The organism is Mucilaginibacter rubeus (assembly GCF_014643835.1).
GTDB lineage: Bacteria > Bacteroidota > Bacteroidia > Sphingobacteriales > Sphingobacteriaceae > Mucilaginibacter > Mucilaginibacter rubeus.
This window is the reverse complement of the sequence record NZ_BMKD01000001.1, coordinates 659,322-679,374: the sequence shown is the minus strand read 5'-3', so window position 1 is coordinate 679,374 and position 20,053 is coordinate 659,322. Positions and strand designations below refer to the sequence as shown.

The 20,053-nt window shown below is 41.7% G+C and carries 15 protein-coding genes; 7 read left to right on the top strand and 8 right to left on the bottom strand.

Going from position 1 to position 20,053, the window contains the following annotated elements; translation table 11 throughout:
* Position 1: 1 nt before the first annotated feature.
* The 5 genes from IEX80_RS02785 to IEX80_RS02765 all read right to left on the bottom strand — a co-directional run bounded on the left by IEX80_RS02785 (position 2) and on the right by IEX80_RS02765 (position 10,061).
* Complete coding sequence (locus IEX80_RS02785; RefSeq protein WP_188831860.1) at positions 2–2,422, bottom strand: ABC transporter permease; 2,421 nt, start codon at positions 2,420–2,422, stop codon at positions 2–4.
* 99 nt (positions 2,423–2,521) lie between these two features.
* Positions 2,522–4,912: an ABC transporter permease gene (locus IEX80_RS02780; RefSeq protein WP_188831859.1), complete on the bottom strand. Its 2,391-nt coding sequence runs from the start codon at positions 4,910–4,912 to the stop codon at positions 2,522–2,524.
* Positions 4,913–5,163: 251 nt separating this feature from the next.
* Complete coding sequence (locus tag IEX80_RS02775; protein ID WP_188831858.1) at positions 5,164–7,530, bottom strand: ABC transporter permease; 2,367 nt, start codon at positions 7,528–7,530, stop codon at positions 5,164–5,166.
* Between the two features lie 464 nt (positions 7,531–7,994).
* Complete coding sequence (locus IEX80_RS02770; protein WP_090525339.1) at positions 7,995–8,672, bottom strand: ABC transporter ATP-binding protein; 678 nt, start codon at positions 8,670–8,672, stop codon at positions 7,995–7,997.
* 132 nt (positions 8,673–8,804) lie between these two features.
* A complete protein-coding gene (locus tag IEX80_RS02765; protein WP_091163814.1) occupies positions 8,805–10,061 on the bottom strand; it encodes an efflux RND transporter periplasmic adaptor subunit in 1,257 nt (418 codons plus the stop codon).
* Between the two features lie 511 nt (positions 10,062–10,572).
* Between IEX80_RS02765 and IEX80_RS02760 the strand changes: the two genes are divergently transcribed.
* The 3 genes from IEX80_RS02760 (at position 10,573) to IEX80_RS02750 (ending at position 13,907) form a co-directional block, all read left to right on the top strand.
* Positions 10,573–11,931: a sigma-54-dependent transcriptional regulator gene (locus tag IEX80_RS02760; protein WP_090525334.1), complete on the top strand. Its 1,359-nt coding sequence runs from the start codon at positions 10,573–10,575 to the stop codon at positions 11,929–11,931.
* A complete protein-coding gene (locus IEX80_RS02755) occupies positions 11,921–13,267 on the top strand; it encodes a sensor histidine kinase (RefSeq protein ID WP_090525332.1) in 1,347 nt (448 codons plus the stop codon). Before IEX80_RS02760 ends, IEX80_RS02755 begins: the two co-directional genes overlap by 11 nt.
* A gap of 109 nt (positions 13,268–13,376) precedes the next feature.
* On the top strand, positions 13,377–13,907 hold the full coding sequence (locus IEX80_RS02750; RefSeq protein WP_090525330.1) for an NADPH-dependent FMN reductase: 531 nt from the start codon (positions 13,377–13,379) through the stop codon (positions 13,905–13,907).
* Positions 13,908–14,028: 121 nt separating this feature from the next.
* Here the strand turns inward: IEX80_RS02750 and IEX80_RS02745 are convergent, their stop codons facing one another.
* Positions 14,029–14,688, bottom strand: coding sequence for a YceH family protein (locus IEX80_RS02745; protein ID WP_090526209.1), 660 nt, complete (start codon positions 14,686–14,688; stop codon positions 14,029–14,031).
* A 110-nt stretch (positions 14,689–14,798) separates the two neighbouring features.
* Here IEX80_RS02745 and IEX80_RS02740 point away from each other — a divergent pair, with 110 nt between their 5' ends.
* Positions 14,799–15,608: an MBL fold metallo-hydrolase gene (locus tag IEX80_RS02740; protein WP_090525328.1), complete on the top strand. Its 810-nt coding sequence runs from the start codon at positions 14,799–14,801 to the stop codon at positions 15,606–15,608.
* Here IEX80_RS02740 and IEX80_RS02735 read toward each other — a convergent pair whose 3' ends face one another.
* Both IEX80_RS02735 and IEX80_RS02730 read right to left on the bottom strand, forming a co-directional pair.
* Positions 15,609–16,391 (bottom strand): M90 family metallopeptidase, encoded by a 783-nt coding sequence (locus IEX80_RS02735; RefSeq protein WP_090525326.1) that lies wholly within the window; start codon positions 16,389–16,391, stop codon positions 15,609–15,611.
* Positions 16,392–16,409: 18 nt separating this feature from the next.
* On the bottom strand, positions 16,410–17,117 hold the full coding sequence (locus tag IEX80_RS02730; RefSeq protein ID WP_090525324.1) for a DUF92 domain-containing protein: 708 nt from the start codon (positions 17,115–17,117) through the stop codon (positions 16,410–16,412).
* 60 nt (positions 17,118–17,177) lie between these two features.
* On the opposite strand from IEX80_RS02730, the gene IEX80_RS02725 reads away from it, so the two are divergent.
* The 3 genes from IEX80_RS02725 (at position 17,178) to IEX80_RS02715 (ending at position 19,869) form a co-directional block, all read left to right on the top strand.
* A complete protein-coding gene (locus IEX80_RS02725) occupies positions 17,178–17,867 on the top strand; it encodes a class I SAM-dependent methyltransferase (protein WP_090525322.1) in 690 nt (229 codons plus the stop codon).
* A gap of 76 nt (positions 17,868–17,943) precedes the next feature.
* A complete protein-coding gene (locus IEX80_RS02720; RefSeq protein ID WP_090525320.1) occupies positions 17,944–18,798 on the top strand; it encodes a pirin family protein in 855 nt (284 codons plus the stop codon).
* Between the two features lie 96 nt (positions 18,799–18,894).
* Complete coding sequence (locus tag IEX80_RS02715; protein ID WP_188831857.1) at positions 18,895–19,869, top strand: YeiH family protein; 975 nt, start codon at positions 18,895–18,897, stop codon at positions 19,867–19,869.
* Positions 19,870–20,053: the final 184 nt, after the last annotated feature.

The following is a 20,053-nucleotide window of genomic DNA, read 5'->3' as shown; positions in this document are numbered from 1 at the left end:
CCTACTCATTTTTAAGGCTGTTAACCGGGTTTGCCAATGCTGCTTTTATAGATTGGAAACTTACTGTCACAATAGCTATTAACATGGCGCCTGCACCTGCCAGCACCAGCACCCACCATTGTATAGTGATGCGGTAAGCGAAATCCTGCAGCCATTTGTTCATTAAATACCAGGCTAAAGGGGTTGTAATGGCTATGGAGATCAATACCAGCTTTATAAAATCTTTGGATAAGGTATTTACTATGGCAGATACACTTGCACCGAGTACTTTACGGATCCCGATTTCTTTGGTACGTTGCTCGGCGGCATACGCAGCTAAGCCAAATAGGCCAAGGCAGGCAATGGAGATGGCTAATACGGTAAATATGATAGATATGGTGCCGGTGCGCTGCTCGGCCCGATAGTTAGCGTCAAAGTCCTGATCCATAAAAGAGTAGCTAAACTGGCCTTGGGTCATGCCCTGCCATTTGCTTTTTATCTGATCGACGAGAGCCGGTAAATTAGTTGTATTTACCCTGATACTCAGATTTCCACTGTCTTCGTCCATTAAAAAAATCATCGGACTGATATTTTCTCTCAGCGAATTGAAATTAAAATCCTTAACCACGCCAATGATGTGATAAGCTTTTACATGATCACGATTGCCATCCATATTGCGGTACAGGATTTTATTAACGGGATTAGTAAAGCCTAAAAACTTGGCCGCTGTTTCGTTTATCACTAATCCGGTGGAATCCGTTGGCATGCCTGCGGAAAAATCGCGCCCGGCTGAGATCTTCATACCCAGGGTATTGATGTAATCTGCGTCTACCCGCCAGCTTTGTGGAAACAAAGCAGTTTTTTGATCGGCTGCCGCTTCTTTGTAAAAAATGGACGTTCCCCTGTTTTTACCGGTTGGTAAATAACCCGTCAATGTAGCGTTAACCACGCCTTGTAATTGCTTCACCTCATTTTTAAAGGTTTTGGCATGGCTGCCCAACTCAAACGCATTATTAATAATAAGCACCTGGTTACGGTTATAACCCAGGTTTTTGGTTTGAATATAATTGAGCTGATTATAAATAACAATGGTGCCAATGATGAGGAATATTGAAATAGAAAACTGGAAGACAACCAGTACACTCCTGAGCCAGCTGCCTTTGAAACCACCGGCCAGTTTACCGCTAAGCACATTAATTGGCTGAAATGCTGAAAGAAAAAAAGCAGGATATGATCCGGCAGCAAAACCTACCACCAGTACAATTAATAGTAAGGCCGGCAACAACCAGGTTAAGGTTTGCGAACCTACAACCAATTCTTTTCCGGACACTTGATTAAATAGCGGCAATAAAAGTAAAACGGCAAAAAAAGCGATAACTGCTGATGCCAGGGTCACCAATATCGATTCTGTTAAAAACTGGGTTATTAAATATTTACGTGGGGAACCTAAAACTTTACGTACTCCTACCTCTCTTGCCCTGCTGGCCGAACGAGCTGTTGAAAGGTTCATAAAGTTGATGCCTGCTATAAGTAATATAAATATGGCAATGGCCGAAAATATATAAACATACTGCACCGAACTGTTGCCGCTTAATTCGCCGGTACGGTTTGAGTGTAAATGGATATCGGTTAACGGAGTTAGGTTAAGCCTGAAATAACTGCCGCTTTTTTCAAAATCGGCAATGTTGACGTGTAAGGCCGTTTGCATTTGCCCTTCGCTGTATTTTTTTAGGAGGGCAATTAATTTCTTCTCAAATAACTTGTAATCTGTGCCCGGTTTCAACACCACGTAAGTATTATAATCACTTCTCAACCATTCAGAAGATTTGCTATCAGGCCAGCTTATCATCGACATGAAAAAATCAAAATGAAAGTGCGATTGCTTCGGTAAATCCCTGATCACCCCCGTAACCTTTAATAGTTGATTGTTATCGATGGTAAGTGTTCGTCCTACAACATTGGTACTGTTAAAGTACTTTTTGGCGATAGTTTCGGTAATAACCACGGTGTTAGGCTCCTTCAAAGCCGTAGCCGGGTTACCATTAATCATGGGCAGCGTAAACACGTTAAAAACCGATGGATCGGCATAAACGGTACCGTACTCAAGGATGCTTTCATTACATTTTTTGACATGAAACCCTCCCGCTGCTTTAAGCCGGGTTGCTTCTTCAACCTCAGGGAGATCCGTCTTTAAAGCCTGAGCCAACGGTGGCATCGCAACGGCATAAAGTACATTATTATTACCAAATTTAAGGTCTTCATTAACCCGATAGGTGCGGCTGGCTTTCTCATTAAACCGATCATAGCTCAGTTCATCAGCTACATATAGCACAATCATAAGGCAGGTAGCCAGGCCAAGGGCCAGCCCCAATATATTTATAACCGTAAACCCCACGTTTTTACGCAGGGTACGGAATGCTGTTTTTAAGTAATTTTTAAACATAAATCCCTTCTAACCTCCCCAAGGGGAGGAATTTTAATTAATTATTTTATATCATAGTCCACACATTAAGCCCTCTCCTTTGGAGAGGGTTGGTGAGGTTTATTCGTTTTTTAAACTTTTAGCCGGGTTAGCATTTGCCGCCCTTACCGATTGCATGCTCACCGTTACAAAGGCAATAATTACTGCAAGAACACCTGCTATAGCGAAGATCCACCAGTTAATATCTACGCGATAAGCAAAGCTTTGTAACCATTTCCGCATGCCATACCAGGCCAGCGGCGACGCTATCAGTGTGGCAATCAACACCAGTTTCATCAAATCTTTTGACAACAGGGTAACTATGGAGGTTACACTTGCACCCAAAACTTTCCTGATGCCAATTTCCTTTACCCTTTGCTCTGCAGTGAAGGTCACCAAACCAAACAAGCCCAGGCAAGCAATGCTGATAGCCAGTATGGTGAATATAAGCAGGATGTTGCCCTGCTTTTGTTCGGACTGGTATTGTTTGGCAAAATTCTGATCGAGGAAATGAAACTCAACTTTGTTTTCGATATCAAAACGGCTGTAAACTTTGCTGATATAGTCGAGCGTGGCTGGAATATTATTCCTGCCAATTCGGATATACATATTATCCTCATCATTGGCTGTAAAAGGCAGGTACAACATCATTGGTGCAACCTTGTGCTGTAACGAATAGGTGTTAAAATCTTTAACCACACCAATTATTTTCCGGCTGATCACATTGCCCTTATCATCTACTCCAACCCTCACAGAGCGGCCGATGGCATCCTTCCAGCCCATTTCGTTAACTAACGTTTGGTTTACAATAATGGATTCAAGCCGGTCGGTACTCATCTCTGCTGAAAAATTTCGGCCCTTGGCCAGCTTCACCTGTAAGGTTGGTATAAAATCCTCATCAATTATAAGGTTCTCCACCATTTTTGATTCAGAATTGGCCTTTCCGTCAGCGCCGATATTGAAATTGCTCAAACCGATATCATTGTTACCTATAGGATTGCCTGCAATACCCACGGCCTCAACAGCCGGATTTTGCAAAAGCTGACTTTTAATAGCGGCAATTTTTGTGCGTGCCGATTTATCGCTAATATGAAAGGTAAGCGTTTGGGCTTTATTAAAGCCGAGGTCCTTATTCATCACATAACGTAGTTGCCTGTAAATGATGCATGAACCGGCTATCATAACAATGGTAATAACAAACTGAAATATTACCAATGATTTCCTGAACATGATAGTAGCAGCCTGACTGCCCATTTGCCCCTTCATAGCAGCAATGGTGCGGAACCCCGATAAGAACAATGCGGGATATAAACCGCTTAAAATACCGGTAACAAACGCAAACAGACTGAATAAGATAAGCGTTTTGCTAAATCCAAACTGCATAAGTACAAGGCTTTTACCGGAGAGAAGGTTAAAATAAGGCAATAAAAATTGCACCATCACTGATGCTATCAAGGCAGCGATGAGTGTAAACAAAACTGATTCGGCAAAAAACATTATGATCAGCTGTTTTTTGCTGGAGCCAATTACCTTGCGCACACCTATCTCCCTAATCCTTATGGATGAACGTGCTGTTGTAAGATTTACGTAATTAATAACTGCGATAGCCAGTATCAGTAGTGCTACAATGCCAAATACATATACATAGGTTATGTTGCCGTTGCTGCCCAGCTCGTAATCAAGATTAGAGTTAAGGTGAATTGATGTAAGCGGCTGCAGTTCCATACTGTATTGTATAGCTCCAAGCGGCCCTTTTAGGTATTTATTAAAAAACACATCGGAGCCAGCCTGGACCTTTTTAAAATCATCATGATTTTTCAGCAGCACATAGGTATAAACGTGTGAATTAGCCCAACCATCGGTATAACCATCAGGCAATGAGCGAAGGGCGCTGAAAGTAAAATGCGAATTTGCAGTTATATCATCAATTACACCGGTAACTGTGCTTGGGTTATTTTCGATGAGCACAGTTTTATCGAGTGCATCCGCAACGTTACCGAATATTTTTTCGGATAGGGTTTTAGTAAGTACAATGCTTTGTGGCTTGGTTAAAGCAGTATTGGGATCGCCGGATAAAAAGTGATGGGTAAAAAGATTAAAGAAGCCTTTATCTGTAAACAACATCGCACCCTCGTTAATCTGCTTTTCGCCATAAGTGATTTTACCGCCACCTTCAGCATCAATGCGGATAGCGTCTTCCACTTCGGCATAATCATTTTTTAAAGCGGGGGCATATGGCGGTGAAGTAACCGCGAGATTGAATTTGCCGCCGTTCCATGTGCCGTGCTGTACCACGCGAAAAATACGATCGGCTTTAAGGTTATAACGGTCGTAACTCCATTCATCAACCACATAAAGGCTAATGAGCCAAAAAGCAGCAATACCTGTAGCTAAACCGAAGATATTGATAAACGAAAAAACCTTGTGTTTGATAAGGTTTCTCCAGGCTATTTTGATGTAATTACGTAACATGGCAAATGGTTTATACCACTAAAATATTAAAACCCATACCAATTACACAATTAATTAAATATCAATCAATTAACAAAATACAATCAATATAAAACCGTTCGATAATGGAACACTTACAGTGCGAATGTGAACGTTTGTTTAAGTCAGAAGTCTAAAGTAGAGAATCAAAGTTATTCTTTACTTTAGACTTTATATTATTAAGTCATTATTCAGCATTCAATGGCTTAATGACTCAGTGACCCAATGCAGATTTATTCATTTTTTAGGCTCTTAACCGGGTTACTCAACGCTGCTTTGATAGCCTGCCAGCTCACGGTGAGTAAACAAACTATCATACTAATGCTGATGGTAGCTATAAATACCCAGGCGCTTATATCTGTACGGTAGGTATAATGCTGTAACCATTTGCTCATGTTGTACCAGCTCAGGGCCGAACCAATAATAAATGAAATAACCACGAGTATTAAAAACTCTTTCGACAGGTTGAACCACAAACTACTGATGCTTGCGCCTAATACTTTACGGATACTGATTTCCTTTTTACGCTGCTCGGCCGAGAACGAAGCTAAACCAAACAAGCCGAGGCAGGATATAATAATGGCCAACACCGTAAACGAACTCGACAACGTACCCAACAGCTTTTCATTCTCAAATTTGCCGCTGAAGTTTTCGTCAACAAACTTGTATTCAAATGGGTATTCGGGGTTATATTTTTTATAAATATTGCCAATTGTAGCAAGGCTCTTTGATACCGAAGCGTTCGGATTTAAACGAATACCAAGCTGACCTGCCCAACCTTTATCAAAACCAATAATGGCAGGCTTGACAGGCTCATATGGCGATCCCCAAACAAAATCTTTAACAATACCAACCACGGTACAATTACGGCCCTGCCATTTCACTATCTGCCCAAGCGGATCTTTTAACCGCATCAGTTTAACAGCCGATTCGTTCATAATGAGCGACAGTGAATCGGCCATACGACCAGGTATGTAATCACGGCCTTTTATCAATTCAAGCTTATAAGTTGAAATAAAATGAAATGAAGTAACAATCTGGTCGATAGGTATTTTATCCTCGCCAGGTAGCTGTCCGGGCCAGTTGATGCCCCAACTGCTGCTGCCGTTACTGGCTATACTGCCCGATGTCTCTGCAGCATCAACAGCGGCTCCTGCATTAATTATATCCGTTCTGAAGTTTTCGTACTCTTTATATAAATTTCCATCTAATGAGATTTCGATAAGTCCATTTTGTGAATAACCTACCGGGCGGTCTTTAATGTAGTTGATCTGTTTATAAATTAGGATACTTGAAAGTATAAGACATGTAGCAAATACAAATTGCACAATAACCAATACCTGTCTTGAGTGCAGCGTTTTTCTACCAGTTTTGTTAGTGCCCTTTAAAACTTTTACCGGTTTAAACGACGATAAAAACAAAGCCGGGTAACTACCTGCCAATAAACCTGTTATCAGCGTTACTAATATAGCGGCACCCCATGCCCACGCATTTCTATAAGGAATTGTTAGTTGCTTATGTATGATTTCGTTAAAATAACCAAGCGTTGATGCTATTATTACCAGTGCAACAACAAGCGAAATTATAGCGGTTAGGATTGATTCGCCTAAAAACTGCTGAACAATGGCTATTCTCCGTGCACCCACAACTTTACGGATCCCAACTTCACGGGAGCGGCGCTCAGACCGCGCAGTAGAAAGGTTCATAAAGTTGATACACGCAATAAGCAAAATACCTATTGCCAGAAAAAGGAATAAACGCACGTATTCGATTGCGCCACCTGTATTCACTCCATTTTTGAACTCGCTGTGCAGGTGCCATTTGGCAAATGGAAACAAGAACAACTGATTTTCTTTATTATGATCGTCATAGCGACCAATTAACTTTTTGATTTCCAGATTAAGCTTATCTACATTAACACCAGGCTTAAGCATAACATAAGTTTTAAACGAATAGTTACCCCAACCCGATGTTTTCACCCAGCCATTATCAGCTTCATAAAGTTTCCATGGAATTAGTGCATTAAACCTGAACGTAGAATTCCGGGGCAGATCTTTGTAAACAGCACTCACTTTTACCAGCCGCGAACCATTTAACTTAACAGTTTTACCTATAGGATCGACATCGCCAAAAACGGCCTTTACTGCCGATTCGGACATGATAACTGACGACATATCCCTAAAAGCATCTTTTTTGTTACCCTTCACAAAATCAAGTGTAAACATGTTCAGAAATGACTCGTCGGTCGCAATTGTATTAACTTTTAACGGTTTGTTGTTGTAATTAAACAGTTGATCATATGACCAGTTTGCACGGGCTGCATACTCAACCTCCGGATAGTCTTTTTGCAGCGCGGCAGCAATCTGCACGGGCGTGGCATCCCCCGTGTTTATTTCGCCATTTGAAGGCTGGTTACGCATTACCTTATACAACCTGTCTTTATTTTCATGAAACCCATCGTAAGTAAATTCATTATAAACATATAACAGCAACATAAAGCTCACTGCCATGCCTACACCCAAACCTCCAATATTGATGGTCGAATAAAGTTTGTTTTTAATCAAACTCCGCCACGCGATTTTTAAATAGTTCTTAAACATATGTTTTATTTCATTAGTCATTGGCCATTAAGTCATTACCTGTCACTTGCGCAATTAGCCAATCAAAATGACTTTATGACGCGTAGCTAATGACTTAATAATAATTATTCAGATCGTAAACTCTTCACCGGGTTAGTCAACGCCGCCTTCAATGCTTGGAAACTGATATAACAAAAGCTATAATAACGGTAAGGCCGGTGATACTTAAGGCGCTAAAGCTTGGCGTTAACTAAATTTTGCTATGTGGTTTTCGAGTAGTTTTTAAACATAGGAATAGCTCTGAATAAAAAAATTCTCTAACATGCCCTTCTCTACAAATGCAGAGAAGGGCAGCAGAGGCAATTATTAACTTATCTATAAACTGATTTCGGGGGCGTTGGTCTAAGTCAAAATCGTCAGTTTTAAACCGGAAGTTCTTTTCTTACCAAGAGAGCTATAAAACCATCAGCTATGAACTCAACAAACTACACCATGATATTTTCCATAACCGTTTGTCCGTCAAGCAGGCGTATAATGCGGTGACTGTAACGGGCGTCATGTTCAGAGTGGGTAACCATGATAATGGTAGTTCCCTGTTCGTTCAGGTCGGTAAGCAGTTCCATCACATCGTTACCATTGCTGCTGTCCAGGTTACCGGTAGGCTCATCCGCAAGGATCAGTTTGGGTTTATTAACAACTGCACGGGCAATGGCCACACGCTGTTGCTGACCACCTGATAACTGCTGCGGATAGTGGTTGCGACGGTGCATGATCTGCATTTTGTCTAACACCTCTTCCACCCTTTTAACACGCTCTGAAGCAGCCACTCCTGTGTAAATCAACGGCAATTCAACGTTTTCAAACACAGTAAGTTCATCAATAAGGTTAAAGCTCTGGAACACGAAACCGATGTTGTGTTTACGCAGATCGGCGCGTTTACGCTCATTAAAATGCGCTACTTCAATTTCATTAAAAACATAGCTGCCGGCATCCGGGTCATCAAGCATTCCTAAAATATTAAGCAGGGTTGATTTACCGCAGCCCGATGGGCCCATAATGGCTACAAACTCACCTGTAGCCACTTCCATAGATAGCTTGTTTAATGCGATGGTTTCTACCTCTTCGGTACGGTAGAATTTCTCAAGATTAGAAATTTTTATCATTGGTGCCTCCGTTATTCATCCCGCCTTTATGGCGATATGATTTTATTTTTTGTTTATTTTAATTTATTAATTAGCTCTGTTATATATTATATATGACGCTTAAACAGTGCCAGGCGTTGCAGCTTGGTTACGTTATTTTTTTAGCACAAGCTCCTGAATATCACCATAGGTTTCATAACTTGAGGTAATAACCTTATCGCCCGGATTTAAGCCTTCTGTTACCACGAAGTAATCAGGGCTCTGGCGTCCAAGCTGGATGTTTACCCTGTATGCTTTTGAACCATCTTCACTTACCTTAAAGATCCAATTGCCGCCTGTTTGCTGGAAGAAACCACCTTTAGGCACCAATACCGCCTGCATCTGATCACTCAACGCCAACCTCACCTGCAGTGTTTGCCCTTTACGGATCCCTGTAGGCACTTTACCAACAAATTGCATATCAACCTGGAAACTACCTGTTGTTTTAACCTGGGTATATACCTTTTTTATGACCAGGTTATATGTTTGATCGGCAAACTGAAAATCGCCTTTCAGGCCGGTGTAAATACGTGACAGGTAATGCTCATCGATATCAACCCTAACCTTAAAGCCCGATTGTACGTCTATCTGCCCCAAATGCTCGCCCTTATTTTTGCTCTGACCTACTTCGGCATCCATTGAGGTTAACTGGCCATCGGTAGGCGCCACCAATACTAAACCGGCCACTTTTTTTCGCATCAGTTCAAGCGTAGTTTTCATGTGGGCGTATTGTTCCTGTGATTGTGAAGCCTGTTGCTTAACCAACGCTGTATCCTGCCTAAGAATCTGTTTAGCCAATTTGTAACGATTTACCTGATAATCATAAGTATTTTTAGCTGATTGATATTCCTGCAGGCCGATGGCTTTCTGATCATATAAATGTTTGTCCAACTTGTAAATCCTTTCAGCCTCTTTATATGCATTCTCTACATCGGCCATAGTATTTAGCTTGCTGATGGTGTTTTGCTGTGCATTGTTATGGGAGATCTGCATTTGGGTTTGCTCGGCATAAACCGCGGTTTCCTGGTTAGCTAAAGTAAGCTCAAGATCGGTATTAGACATTCTCAAAATCCGATCGCCTTTTTTAAGGTTAGCTCCGTCTTCAACGTATTTTTCTTCAACAACACCGCCTTCAGATGCATCAAGAAATATGGTAGTTAGCGGCATAACCACGCCGTTAACCGGTATAAACTCCTGGAAAGGACCTTTAGTAATAGTACTTATAGTTAAGCGTTCAGTATCAACATCAAGCTTGCTTTTACCCGATGTAAGATAAATACTGCCGCCTATTAGTAAAATAATGCCTGTAATACCTGCAATGGTAAGTATCTTTTTGCTGTTCCAGGTCTTTTTCTCAATTTTTCTGTCCACTGTATTTCTATAATATTTTGAATGTTATAACAAAAAGATATGCCACAAATTAAGATACTGTTTTTCAATAACTTAAACACAAAACACCATATTTGAGCGTACGCTTCTGTTACATCAGGTGTACGGTATTGATACAATGTTTTTTTACGTATTAATAGCCTGTTATAGGCAAATACAGGTTAGCGCTTCATTGTGAAGTATTTATATCATATACTGCATAAAGTGCGGGTATTTAGCACAAAAATTGTAACATGTGGCATAATTAGCGAGTCTTTAATTTATTGTTCATAGTTAAATGGTTTTAGCGTATAGTTCATAGTTGATGGCAACAATGCTAAAAGTTTATTTAGGCAGCTTCGGTAAAGAGATACAATTTAATTTAAATTTATAACTTTTATTAAATTGACACCCTCAATAAATAAGATGCTATTTTTATTTTGAACTTAAATGATCAAGTGGCATCGTTTTGAAGACCATGAACAATTATCTATGAACTATTAACTAAAAATAAATGATACTAAAAAAAGCCACCGTTTTAATTGTTGATGACGATCCGGACGTACTTACCGCGGTTAAACTTTTGCTAAAACCCGAAGCCCGTGAAATCATCACCGAAAAGAACCCCGAAAACCTGAACTGGCTGCTGCAACGTAACGAGGTTGATCTGATTTTGCTTGACATGAACTTCAACAGCGCAATTAACACGGGCAATGAGGGGCTTTACTGGCTGCGCAAGGTAAAAGAATGGAAGCCTGATGTTTGCGTAATTATGATAACGGCTTATGGTGATATTGACCTGGCTGTCCGTTCGCTTAAAGAAGGAGCAAATGACTTTGTGGTAAAGCCATGGCACAACGAAAAGCTCATAAATACGATAAAAGATCTTTTGGATAAAAAAGAAGGTGGAACAAAAACCACCAAAACCCCTGTAAAAAGCACCGCGGGAGACACTTCTATCCTTGGTGAATCGGACGTGATGCAGGATATTTTTTATAAGGTGAACAAGATAGCCCCTACCGATGCCAATATCCTGATCCTTGGAGAGAACGGTACCGGTAAAGATCTTATGGCAAAGGCTATCCACGAACGTTCGCTCCGCGCTGATAAACCTTTTATTAAAGTAGATGTTGGCGCGTTAACAGATACCCTGTTTGAAAGTGAGCTCTTCGGCCACAAAAAAGGCGCCTTTACCGATGCCCGGGAAGACCGTATGGGGCGTTTTGAAGAAGCCCAGGGCGGTACTTTATTTTTAGATGAAATTGGCAACATCAGTTTGCAGCAACAGGCCAAGCTGCTTACCATTTTACAAAACCGCCAGGTAACCCGTTTGGGCACCAACAAACCTGTTGATGTGGATATCAGGCTCATTTGCGCTACCAATGTGCCTTTGAGCGAACTGGCAAACGAAAACAAGTTCCGTAAGGATTTGATCTATCGTATCAATACTGTCGAGATCAATATGCCACCGCTACGCCGTCGTAATGAGGATATTGTAATATTGGCTCGCCATTTTGCGAAATTGTACGCGAGTAAATATCTTAAGCCATCAATGGACTTTGATACGGCAGCTATTAACAAGCTTAAATCATACAATTTTCCGGGCAATGTTCGTGAATTACAATATACTATTGAACGTGCAGTGATTATGGCCGACGACAATACCTTAAGGCCCGACGACCTGATCTTTTCAATACTGGAAACATCAACAGAGAGCGTGGTTGATGCCGACAATATTCCGTTAAGCGCCCTTGAAAAGAACGCTATATTAAGGGTTATTGAAAAACACAATGGCAATATTACCCGCGCAGCCAAAGAACTTGGCCTCACCCGCACCGCCTTATACCGAAGACTAAGTAAATATGATATTTAACCGTTACGAGTGGCGGCTTTTGCTGCGTGTATTTTTATTGCTGATTGTACTTACCGTCACGGCTTTTGTCATAGTAAGCCTTAATCAGCTGTTGTATCTCGTGATCCTGTTGCCGCTGGTTGCCTACTCGGTGGTGGATATGATCCGTTTTCAGAAAAAAGCACAGGACGAAGTAAATCAATTTGTAGAGTCGATCCATTACCGTGATTTTTCCCGCCATTTTGATGTACGCAAGGCCCCCAATGAGCTTAAGCCCCTGCGTAAAGGTTTTAACGATATCAATACCACATTTAAACTGATAAGCCGCGAACGCGAAACACAATATCATTACCTGCAAAAAATCCTTGAGCTGGTTGATACCGGCATTTTATCTTACGAAGAAGAAACCGGCGAAACCGGCTGGATCAATGAAGCTTTTAAAACCATTATAGGCGTACCTTATCTTAAGACTGTGCACTCACTTGAAAAGCGTGAGCCATCATTGTATGCTGAACTTATTAAACTCAAACCCGGAGATAGTAAGATTATCACTGTTACCCGTAACCAGCAACAGGTTAAAATATTAGTGAATGCGAGCCTGATGCGCAGCGATGATAAACTATACAAGCTAATAGCATTTCAAAACGTGAACGAAGCTTTGGACGAAACGGAGTCGAAAGCGTGGTCGAAATTGCTTAATGTAATGACGCATGAGATCATGAACTCCGTAGCTCCTATTTCCTCACTGGCGGATACGCTCAAGAACCGCCTGCAAAGCCCTGATATTGCCGAAAGCCTGCCTCATAGCGATTTGGAAGATATTGAGCTCGGTATCGATACCATCAAGCGCCGCAGCGAAGGCCTGCTTAAGTTTACCGAAAGCTACCGCAGCCTCAATAAGATCACCAAACTTGATCTGAACAAGATCATGGTGCGTAATATCTTTGAAAACCTCAACAGCTTGATGACGCCTACACTGGAGAAAAAGAAGATAGAACTGGAGATCATCCTGCGCGATCCGACACTTGCCATTGAAGCCGATATTAACCTCATCGAACAGGTGATGATCAATTTGCTGGTCAACGCTATTGAAGCTGTAAAAGACCGCGAAACACCGCGCATAACGCTTACAGCTGAGATTCAGGGTGGAAAAACCTTTGTAAAAGTTATCGATAACGGATTAGGCATGCCACCCGAACTGCTCGACAAAATCTTTATCCCTTTCTTCAGTACCCGTAAAACAGGCAGCGGTATTGGCCTAAGCCTGTGTAAACAGATCATGCTGTTGCACAAGGGCAATATCCAGGTACAATCAACCGAAGGTAAAGGTTCGGCGTTTATTTTGTCATTCGTATAACCCCCCAGCCCCCTGAAGGGGAGCTTTTGATTAGCATCCTTTATATGACATTCCGAAAACTTACGAAGTTTCCAAAACTTCGTAAGTTTGGTTTAATAACGTCTGCTTCATGAATTATAAAGGTAATATCCTCGCCATTTCCGGCAGTTTAAGGTCGGGATCATCTAATCATAAAATCCTTCAATTTTTAAGCGGATTGGTTCCAACTGATATAAGCTTTTTTGTGTACGGCAAACTGGCAGATATCCCGCCATTTGATCCGGGATTGGATCATGAACATCCACCAGAAGCAATTGCAGAATTGCGAGAATTAATTAAAAATGCATCAGGCATTATCATTTGTACACCTGAGTATGCATTTGGAGTTCCCGGTCAGCTTAAAAATATGTTGGATTGGATGGTTTCGAGCGGTTCGTTGGTTGATAAACCTGTAGCTTTAGTTACCGCGTCATCAGTTGGCAGTCATGCTCACGCTGCATTGCTGCTGACACTTGGGGCGCTTTCAGCAAAAGTAACAGCAGGAGCAACTTTGCTTATTCCTTTTATCAGGAGTAAAATAGATGTGAATGGGAATATTACAGATGAGCAAACGGAGAGGGCTTTGCGGGATGTAATGGAAGTATTTTTAAAAGAAATATAGCCATGAAAAAACTGCACCATATGCTGAATTTATTTCAGCACCCCACAGGACAGGCAGACGCCCAGATTAGCAGGCGGCTTAGCAAATGAGGTGTTGAAACAAGTTCCATAGACCATAATTTTTACTCCACTCCCAATTCCCTCATCAACCTGCCCACGGTTTCTTTCAATTCGGCAATTTCCTGTTCGGCTTTTGTTAAACGGGCCTCCATTACTGATGAAGATGGGCGACCACTTGGCTCATCTGCAAAATCATCATCGTTAATTTCGGGTGTTCCGCTTAATAGATGGGCATATCTAACCTCTTTTTGGCCGGGGCGTTTTGGCAACTGTACAATGTAAGGCGTCTCGCCGCCAGCTAGTTTATCCAGGATCTCCTGTACTTCTTCTATCGAATCAAATTCGTACATGCGGCCGCTGTTGGTATTCAATTCACCGGGTGTTTGAGGACCGCGAAGGATCAACAGGCAAATCAGTGCTACTTCTGACGGGATCACCGGGAAAACTATCGCAAAATTGTGTTTGTATTTAATATTGCGAATAGAACCACCGGTAGCGGTAGATGTCAACCCCCGTCGTTTTAATGAGTTTAGCGCATTGATAACAGTATCATCGTCATAATTAACAACAGGTTTGCGCGATGTTTTCTGGTTACAGGCGGCCACCAATCCGTTAAGGGTCATAGGATAATAATCGGGCGTGGTTTTGGCCTTTTCCATTAAAGTACCAAGCACACGTAGTTCTTCTGCATCAAGTACGGGTAAAGTTTGCGGTGAATCCATGGCTAAATATAAGCAGGTTTTTATAGCGTCAAAAAAAAATGCTGATTTTCTGAATGCTAAAATCATTAGGATTAAAATAATAACACCAAAATAGTTTACTTTGCATTGCAATGTCTTTATTCATTACATCATTAAATTCGGGAAGTAATGGCAATTGCTATTACGTAGGGAACGACCAGGAGGCTATATTGGTTGATGTGGGCATTTCATGCCGCGAGACTGAAAAACGCATGACCCGGCTGGGCTTGTCCATGCAAAAGGTAAAAGCCATTTTTGTATCGCATGAACATTCTGATCATATTCGTGGTATACCGGTATTAGCCAAAAAATATCAGCTGCCGGTTTACATCACCCCCGGCACGTTGATGCACCTTAGCGGTGTTGATCATTTTAAGGTCCATCACCTTACCGCATTTCAAACAATTGTTATTGGTGACCTCGAAGTAACATCCTTCCCCAAAATGCATGATGCGTCTGAGCCGCATAGCTTTATTGTAAGCTGTCGCAATGTTAAGGTAGGCGTGTTTACCGACCTGGGAATAGTGTGCGACCAACTGATCCGCTACTTTAGCCAGTGCCACGCCGCTTTTTTGGAAGCCAATTACGATGATAACATGCTTGATAAAGGCGGTTACCCTTATTATTTAAAACAACGCATCCGCGGGGGAAAAGGACATTTATCAAACAAGCAGGCCCTGGGGTTATTTACAACACACCGCCCACCGCACATGACCCACTTGCTGCTTTCACACCTATCTAAAAATAACAACGACCCTAAACTGGTGAAAGATTTGTTTACCAATTGTGCCGATGGTATCAATATCATCGTAGCTTCGAGGCACGAGGAAACGCCGGTTTATTATATCAGCAATACGGTTGTTCAGCATGAGTCGTTAGGGCAGCTTGGCCTGAGCTTTTGATCAGGCAACATCATTATCAGCCAGATCCTGCAAGAAGATGGTGCTTAGCATATCATACAGTTCGGGGTGTTTATGTTTCAACTCGTTTGGCTTTTGAAAAAAGTACTCGGAAACAACGGCTAAAAACTCGGCTTCATTGGTTATTGCATATGGATTAATATCAGAACGACCCGCTTCTATTTTGTGAATTTCCTGGTGAATCATCTTCAGCCACGGCATTACATATTCATGAGCAAGCAGACTTTCGGGCACACCGTCAGTAGCCCCGTCCGATTTATCAAGCAGGTGTACAAACTCATGAATAGCCGTGTTCCCTTTCCCTGCCGATTTACTAAAACCTTTTGTCAACGCCGCTCTCGACAGGATCATTTGCCCGTTCATATATCCTGAGCCTACCATTCCTAAAATGTTCCTGTTTTCTCCTTCAAACCGAAACTCGCTGTCGAAAGTATCTGGGTAAAGGATCACGTTGGTGAGGTTACGGTATTTCCAATCGTTAAAGCCAAATATCGGGATCACGGCACTGGCAGCTATCATTACTTTATCAGCATCGCTTACCGTTGTACCAACACCCTCGATAGTAATATCCGCTAAAAGTCCGGCAACCTTTCTCTCAAACAACAGTTTTCGATCAGCATCAAGGTGCTGATAATATGGAATGTGCAATTCTAAAAGCGCTTTATAATTCAATGTGGCAGCAGGCGTTTCATTTACCATTTTCTTTTTATTGAGGAAAACGAACACCACCAACGCAACAACGATCAATATCAGGATAGGAACCATTTTTATTTACAGATTAAATTATAAAACAAAGTACAACAACAACATAAACAAAGCGGCTATCAGGGTATTTAAAAAATTAACGGTATTGTTGTTGATCAGATTTTTTCTTTCTAATACAGCACCTAACACAGAGTCGGCTACATTCCCCAATATGCCGGCAACAACTATCAAGATGAGGTCCGCTGTCCAACCCATTCCTATGGCATAAACAACAGCAATGATAACTGAGCCAATTACGCCAATTAAAGTACCCTCTAAGCTGATCACCCCATCAAGTCCGCGTAAATCCGGCTTTAGGGTTATAATATTGAAGAAACGTTTTCCGTAAACCGTCCCTAACTCCGATGACAATGTGTCGGCTGTTGCCGAAGCGAAGCTGGCGGCAATCATCAATTGTAAAACTTGAGTTTGGGCCGGAAAAACGAAGATCAAAATTCCGCATAAGGCAGCGGTACCTGCATTGGCCAAAACCTGTCCGGCTGTTCTTCCACCTTTTTCCGCCGCATTTAAATCCTGCTTAACTTTGCTTTGCACTGAGGTAGCCGCCGAGCCTAAGATAAAAAAGGTGGTCATCATGGCTAAACCTGTAAAGCAGGCACCGGCAAATACCAGGATGGCAACAGCGGCACCGGTTAATGCTGCTATAACAGTTAGCTTACGGGCCGATATACTGTATGCTACACCAGCTACTAAAATAAGTGCCAGCAAACCATAACTTAACCACATAGTCGATCAAAGGGATTAATGTGGCGCTAAATTAAACTTTCAATTCATACTTTTGGGCACATGAAAGATATACTGGGCCAGGCCATACATGATCATTATCATAAATCAGCTAACCATAAACTTTGGATCAATAATCAATATGGACCTAAAGAGGAGATGCCCATTGATGTTTACTTCAGGGATGAGGATGACATGCCGGATATAGAATGGCTGGCCATGAACGAATGCCGCGGAAGCGTGCTGGATATTGGCGCAGGAGCAGGCAGTCATGCTTTAGTATTGCAGCAACGTGGCTTTGATTGCACCGCGCTTGATATTTCCCCGTTAGCCTGTGATGTAATGAAACTGCGCAAAGTAAACAAAGTAATCAAAGGTAACATTTTTGTTTATGACGAATGTAAATACGATACCCTGCTTTTGCTCATGAACGGGATTGGCCTTACCGGAACGCTTGCAAACCTAAAGGTGTTTTTACAACACATTAAACTGCTGCTCAAGCCAGGCGGGCAAATCTTATTTGATTCATCAGATATCACTTATTTATATGAAGATGGCCTGCCGGAAAAAGGTTATTACGGTGAGCTACTTTATCAATATGAATACAATCGCCAAAAAACTGACTGGTTCCGTTGGCTATATGTTGATGAAAAAACACTTGAGCCCATCGTTGCAGAAGCAGAATTTGATATGGAGGTGTTATTGGAGGATGAATTTAAGCAGTATCTGGTGCGGTTAACAATGAGCAAGTAAAACAACAGTAATTTTCTTGTTGGCAAGCTGTATTATGTGCTGAATAAACTATTTTTATTCCGATAACATCATCCTAATGAAAAAAGTCATCACTCATATTCTCGCCGGTCGTGAGAAGAAAATTCCTGCCGAAGAAACCGTTCGCCAACCGCTGCCCCATAAAGATTTTAGGTTTGCAAACCCGTTCATTGTATTGCATCACATGGGGCCGGAGATAATAACGCCCGGTCAAACCTTGCGCATCCATCCACACCCGCATCGAGGCTTTAGCCCTTACACTATTATGCTGCAGGGCGAAGGTTACCATAAAGACAATGCGGGTAACGATGAGATCATCAAAGCCGGCGATGTACAATGGATGTTTGCAGGCAAAGGTATTATGCACAGCGAGGGCCCCACTGCCGAATTACTGCAGCAGGGTGGCGTTCAGGAACTTATTCAACTTTGGATCAATGCGCCTAAAAGTAAAAAGTGGGATGAGCCTTTTTACCAGTCGGCCAAAGCAAGCGAACTACCGAAAGTACTTATTGGTGAAGGCCTCGACTTCAGTTTGGCCAGCGGAGATTATGAGGGCAAAACCGGACCTATCAAAAACTTCACCCCGGTTATTTCTATAGTTGGAAAAATAGCCGAAGGTAAAAAGGCAAACTTTGAAGCCATACCCGGCTACTGGGCATTACTTTATATTATAAATGGCTGTGTTAATGTAAATGAACAAACCATCAACCAATATAATCTAATCGTATTTGAAAAAAATAACGAAGAGATTTCAGTGATGGCTACCGAAGATTCGCAGGTATTATTCCTCTCAGCAGAACCTATTGACGAACCCGTATCAGCTAAGGATAATTTTGTGATGAACACACCCGAAGAAATTGAGCAGGCATTATCCGATTATCAAAACGGCGTATTTGGCACATTAAATTATTAAGAGTTCATAATAACTTTTAGTTATCACAGATTGCGTTTTATGATAAAAAACCAGCGGTAATTCCTCACACCTTTGTATCATTAAAACAAAGGAAAAATGAATACCCAACATCAACTAAACAATACCGGCGGCCTTTTATTGAATATCAATGAAAATGCCCGCAAAATTATATTCGCAGTTTGTATTGTATTATGCCTGATGCCTTTTATGAGCCCGGCAGTAGCATTGTTTTTGGGTTTGGTAGTAGCGCAATGTTCCGGTCATCCCTATCTGCACCTTAATCACAGGGCAACCCATATTTTATTACAGGTGTCAGTAGTAGGCTTAGGTTTCGGCATGAATGTACACAGCGCATTGCAAGCCGGCAAAGAAGGGATTCTGTTTACCATCGCTTCCATAACCGGAACTTTACTCTTTGGTACACTAATGGGCAAATGGCTAAACATCGAAAAAAAGACATCATTTTTAATCTCATCAGGAACCGCTATTTGTGGCGGGAGTGCCATCGCAGCCATTTCGCCCGTTATTAAAGCCGAAGAAAAGCAGATTTCTGTAGCATTAGGTTGCGTATTCATCCTCAACTCAATAGCCTTGTTTGTTTTCCCGCTGATAGGTCATTATCTTAATTTATCACAAACGCAGTTTGGTTTATGGTGCGCTATTGCCATACATGATACCAGCTCAGTAGTGGGTGCAGCAAGTAAATACGGAGCTCACGCGCTTGAAGTAGCCACTACTGTTAAACTGGCCCGGGCTCTGTGGATCATCCCGGTAGCATTTCTATCTACCTTTCTGTTCAGGAACCGATCGAAAAAAGTAAGCATTCCTTATTTTATTGGCTTGTTCATATTGGCTATGATAGCTAATACTTATGTGCCCGTTATAAAGTCGGTAAGCCCGTTTATAGTCAACATAGCAAAAGCTGGTTTAACGCTTACCTTATTTTTAATAGGTGCAGGCCTTTCACGCAGGGTATTGGCATCGGTTGGGTTGAAGCCGCTTCTGCAGGGAGTAGCGCTTTGGATTGCGATATCAGGGGCAGCATTGTATGCAGTTATGCATTTAGCTTAGGTCATGCTATTCTATGCCGCTGCAGATGTTTGACAGCCAAACAATGGAGAATTGCTATTTTGGTTTTATAGATAGTCTATGCCTCTACAATACCACTACGCAATCTATTGCAGGTTTACCACATATGCGTTTTTTTCGCTTAGCAATATTAGCGAACTACATATTATATGTAAAATGTTGATTA

Bases quoted from the DNA above. Each gene is read 5' to 3' on its own strand.
- IEX80_RS02785 (WP_188831860.1), bottom strand. From the start codon at position 2,422: ATGTTTAAAAATTACTTAAAAACAGCATTCCGTACCCTGCGTAAAAAC.
- IEX80_RS02780 (WP_188831859.1), bottom strand. From the start codon at position 4,912: ATGTTACGTAATTACATCAAAATAGCCTGGAGAAACCTTATCAAACAC.
- IEX80_RS02775 (WP_188831858.1), bottom strand. From the start codon at position 7,530: ATGTTTAAGAACTATTTAAAAATCGCGTGGCGGAGTTTGATTAAAAAC.
- IEX80_RS02770 (WP_090525339.1), bottom strand. From the start codon at position 8,672: ATGATAAAAATTTCTAATCTTGAGAAATTCTACCGTACCGAAGAGGTA.
- IEX80_RS02760 (WP_090525334.1), top strand. From the start codon at position 10,573: ATGATACTAAAAAAAGCCACCGTTTTAATTGTTGATGACGATCCGGAC.
- IEX80_RS02755 (WP_090525332.1), top strand. From the start codon at position 11,921: ATGATATTTAACCGTTACGAGTGGCGGCTTTTGCTGCGTGTATTTTTA.
- IEX80_RS02750 (WP_090525330.1), top strand. From the start codon at position 13,377: ATGAATTATAAAGGTAATATCCTCGCCATTTCCGGCAGTTTAAGGTCG.
- IEX80_RS02745 (WP_090526209.1), bottom strand. From the start codon at position 14,688: ATGGATTCACCGCAAACTTTACCCGTACTTGATGCAGAAGAACTACGT.
- IEX80_RS02740 (WP_090525328.1), top strand. From the start codon at position 14,799: ATGTCTTTATTCATTACATCATTAAATTCGGGAAGTAATGGCAATTGC.
- IEX80_RS02735 (WP_090525326.1), bottom strand. From the start codon at position 16,391: ATGGTTCCTATCCTGATATTGATCGTTGTTGCGTTGGTGGTGTTCGTT.
- IEX80_RS02730 (WP_090525324.1), bottom strand. From the start codon at position 17,117: ATGTGGTTAAGTTATGGTTTGCTGGCACTTATTTTAGTAGCTGGTGTA.
- IEX80_RS02725 (WP_090525322.1), top strand. From the start codon at position 17,178: ATGAAAGATATACTGGGCCAGGCCATACATGATCATTATCATAAATCA.
- IEX80_RS02720 (WP_090525320.1), top strand. From the start codon at position 17,944: ATGAAAAAAGTCATCACTCATATTCTCGCCGGTCGTGAGAAGAAAATT.
- IEX80_RS02715 (WP_188831857.1), top strand. From the start codon at position 18,895: ATGAATACCCAACATCAACTAAACAATACCGGCGGCCTTTTATTGAAT.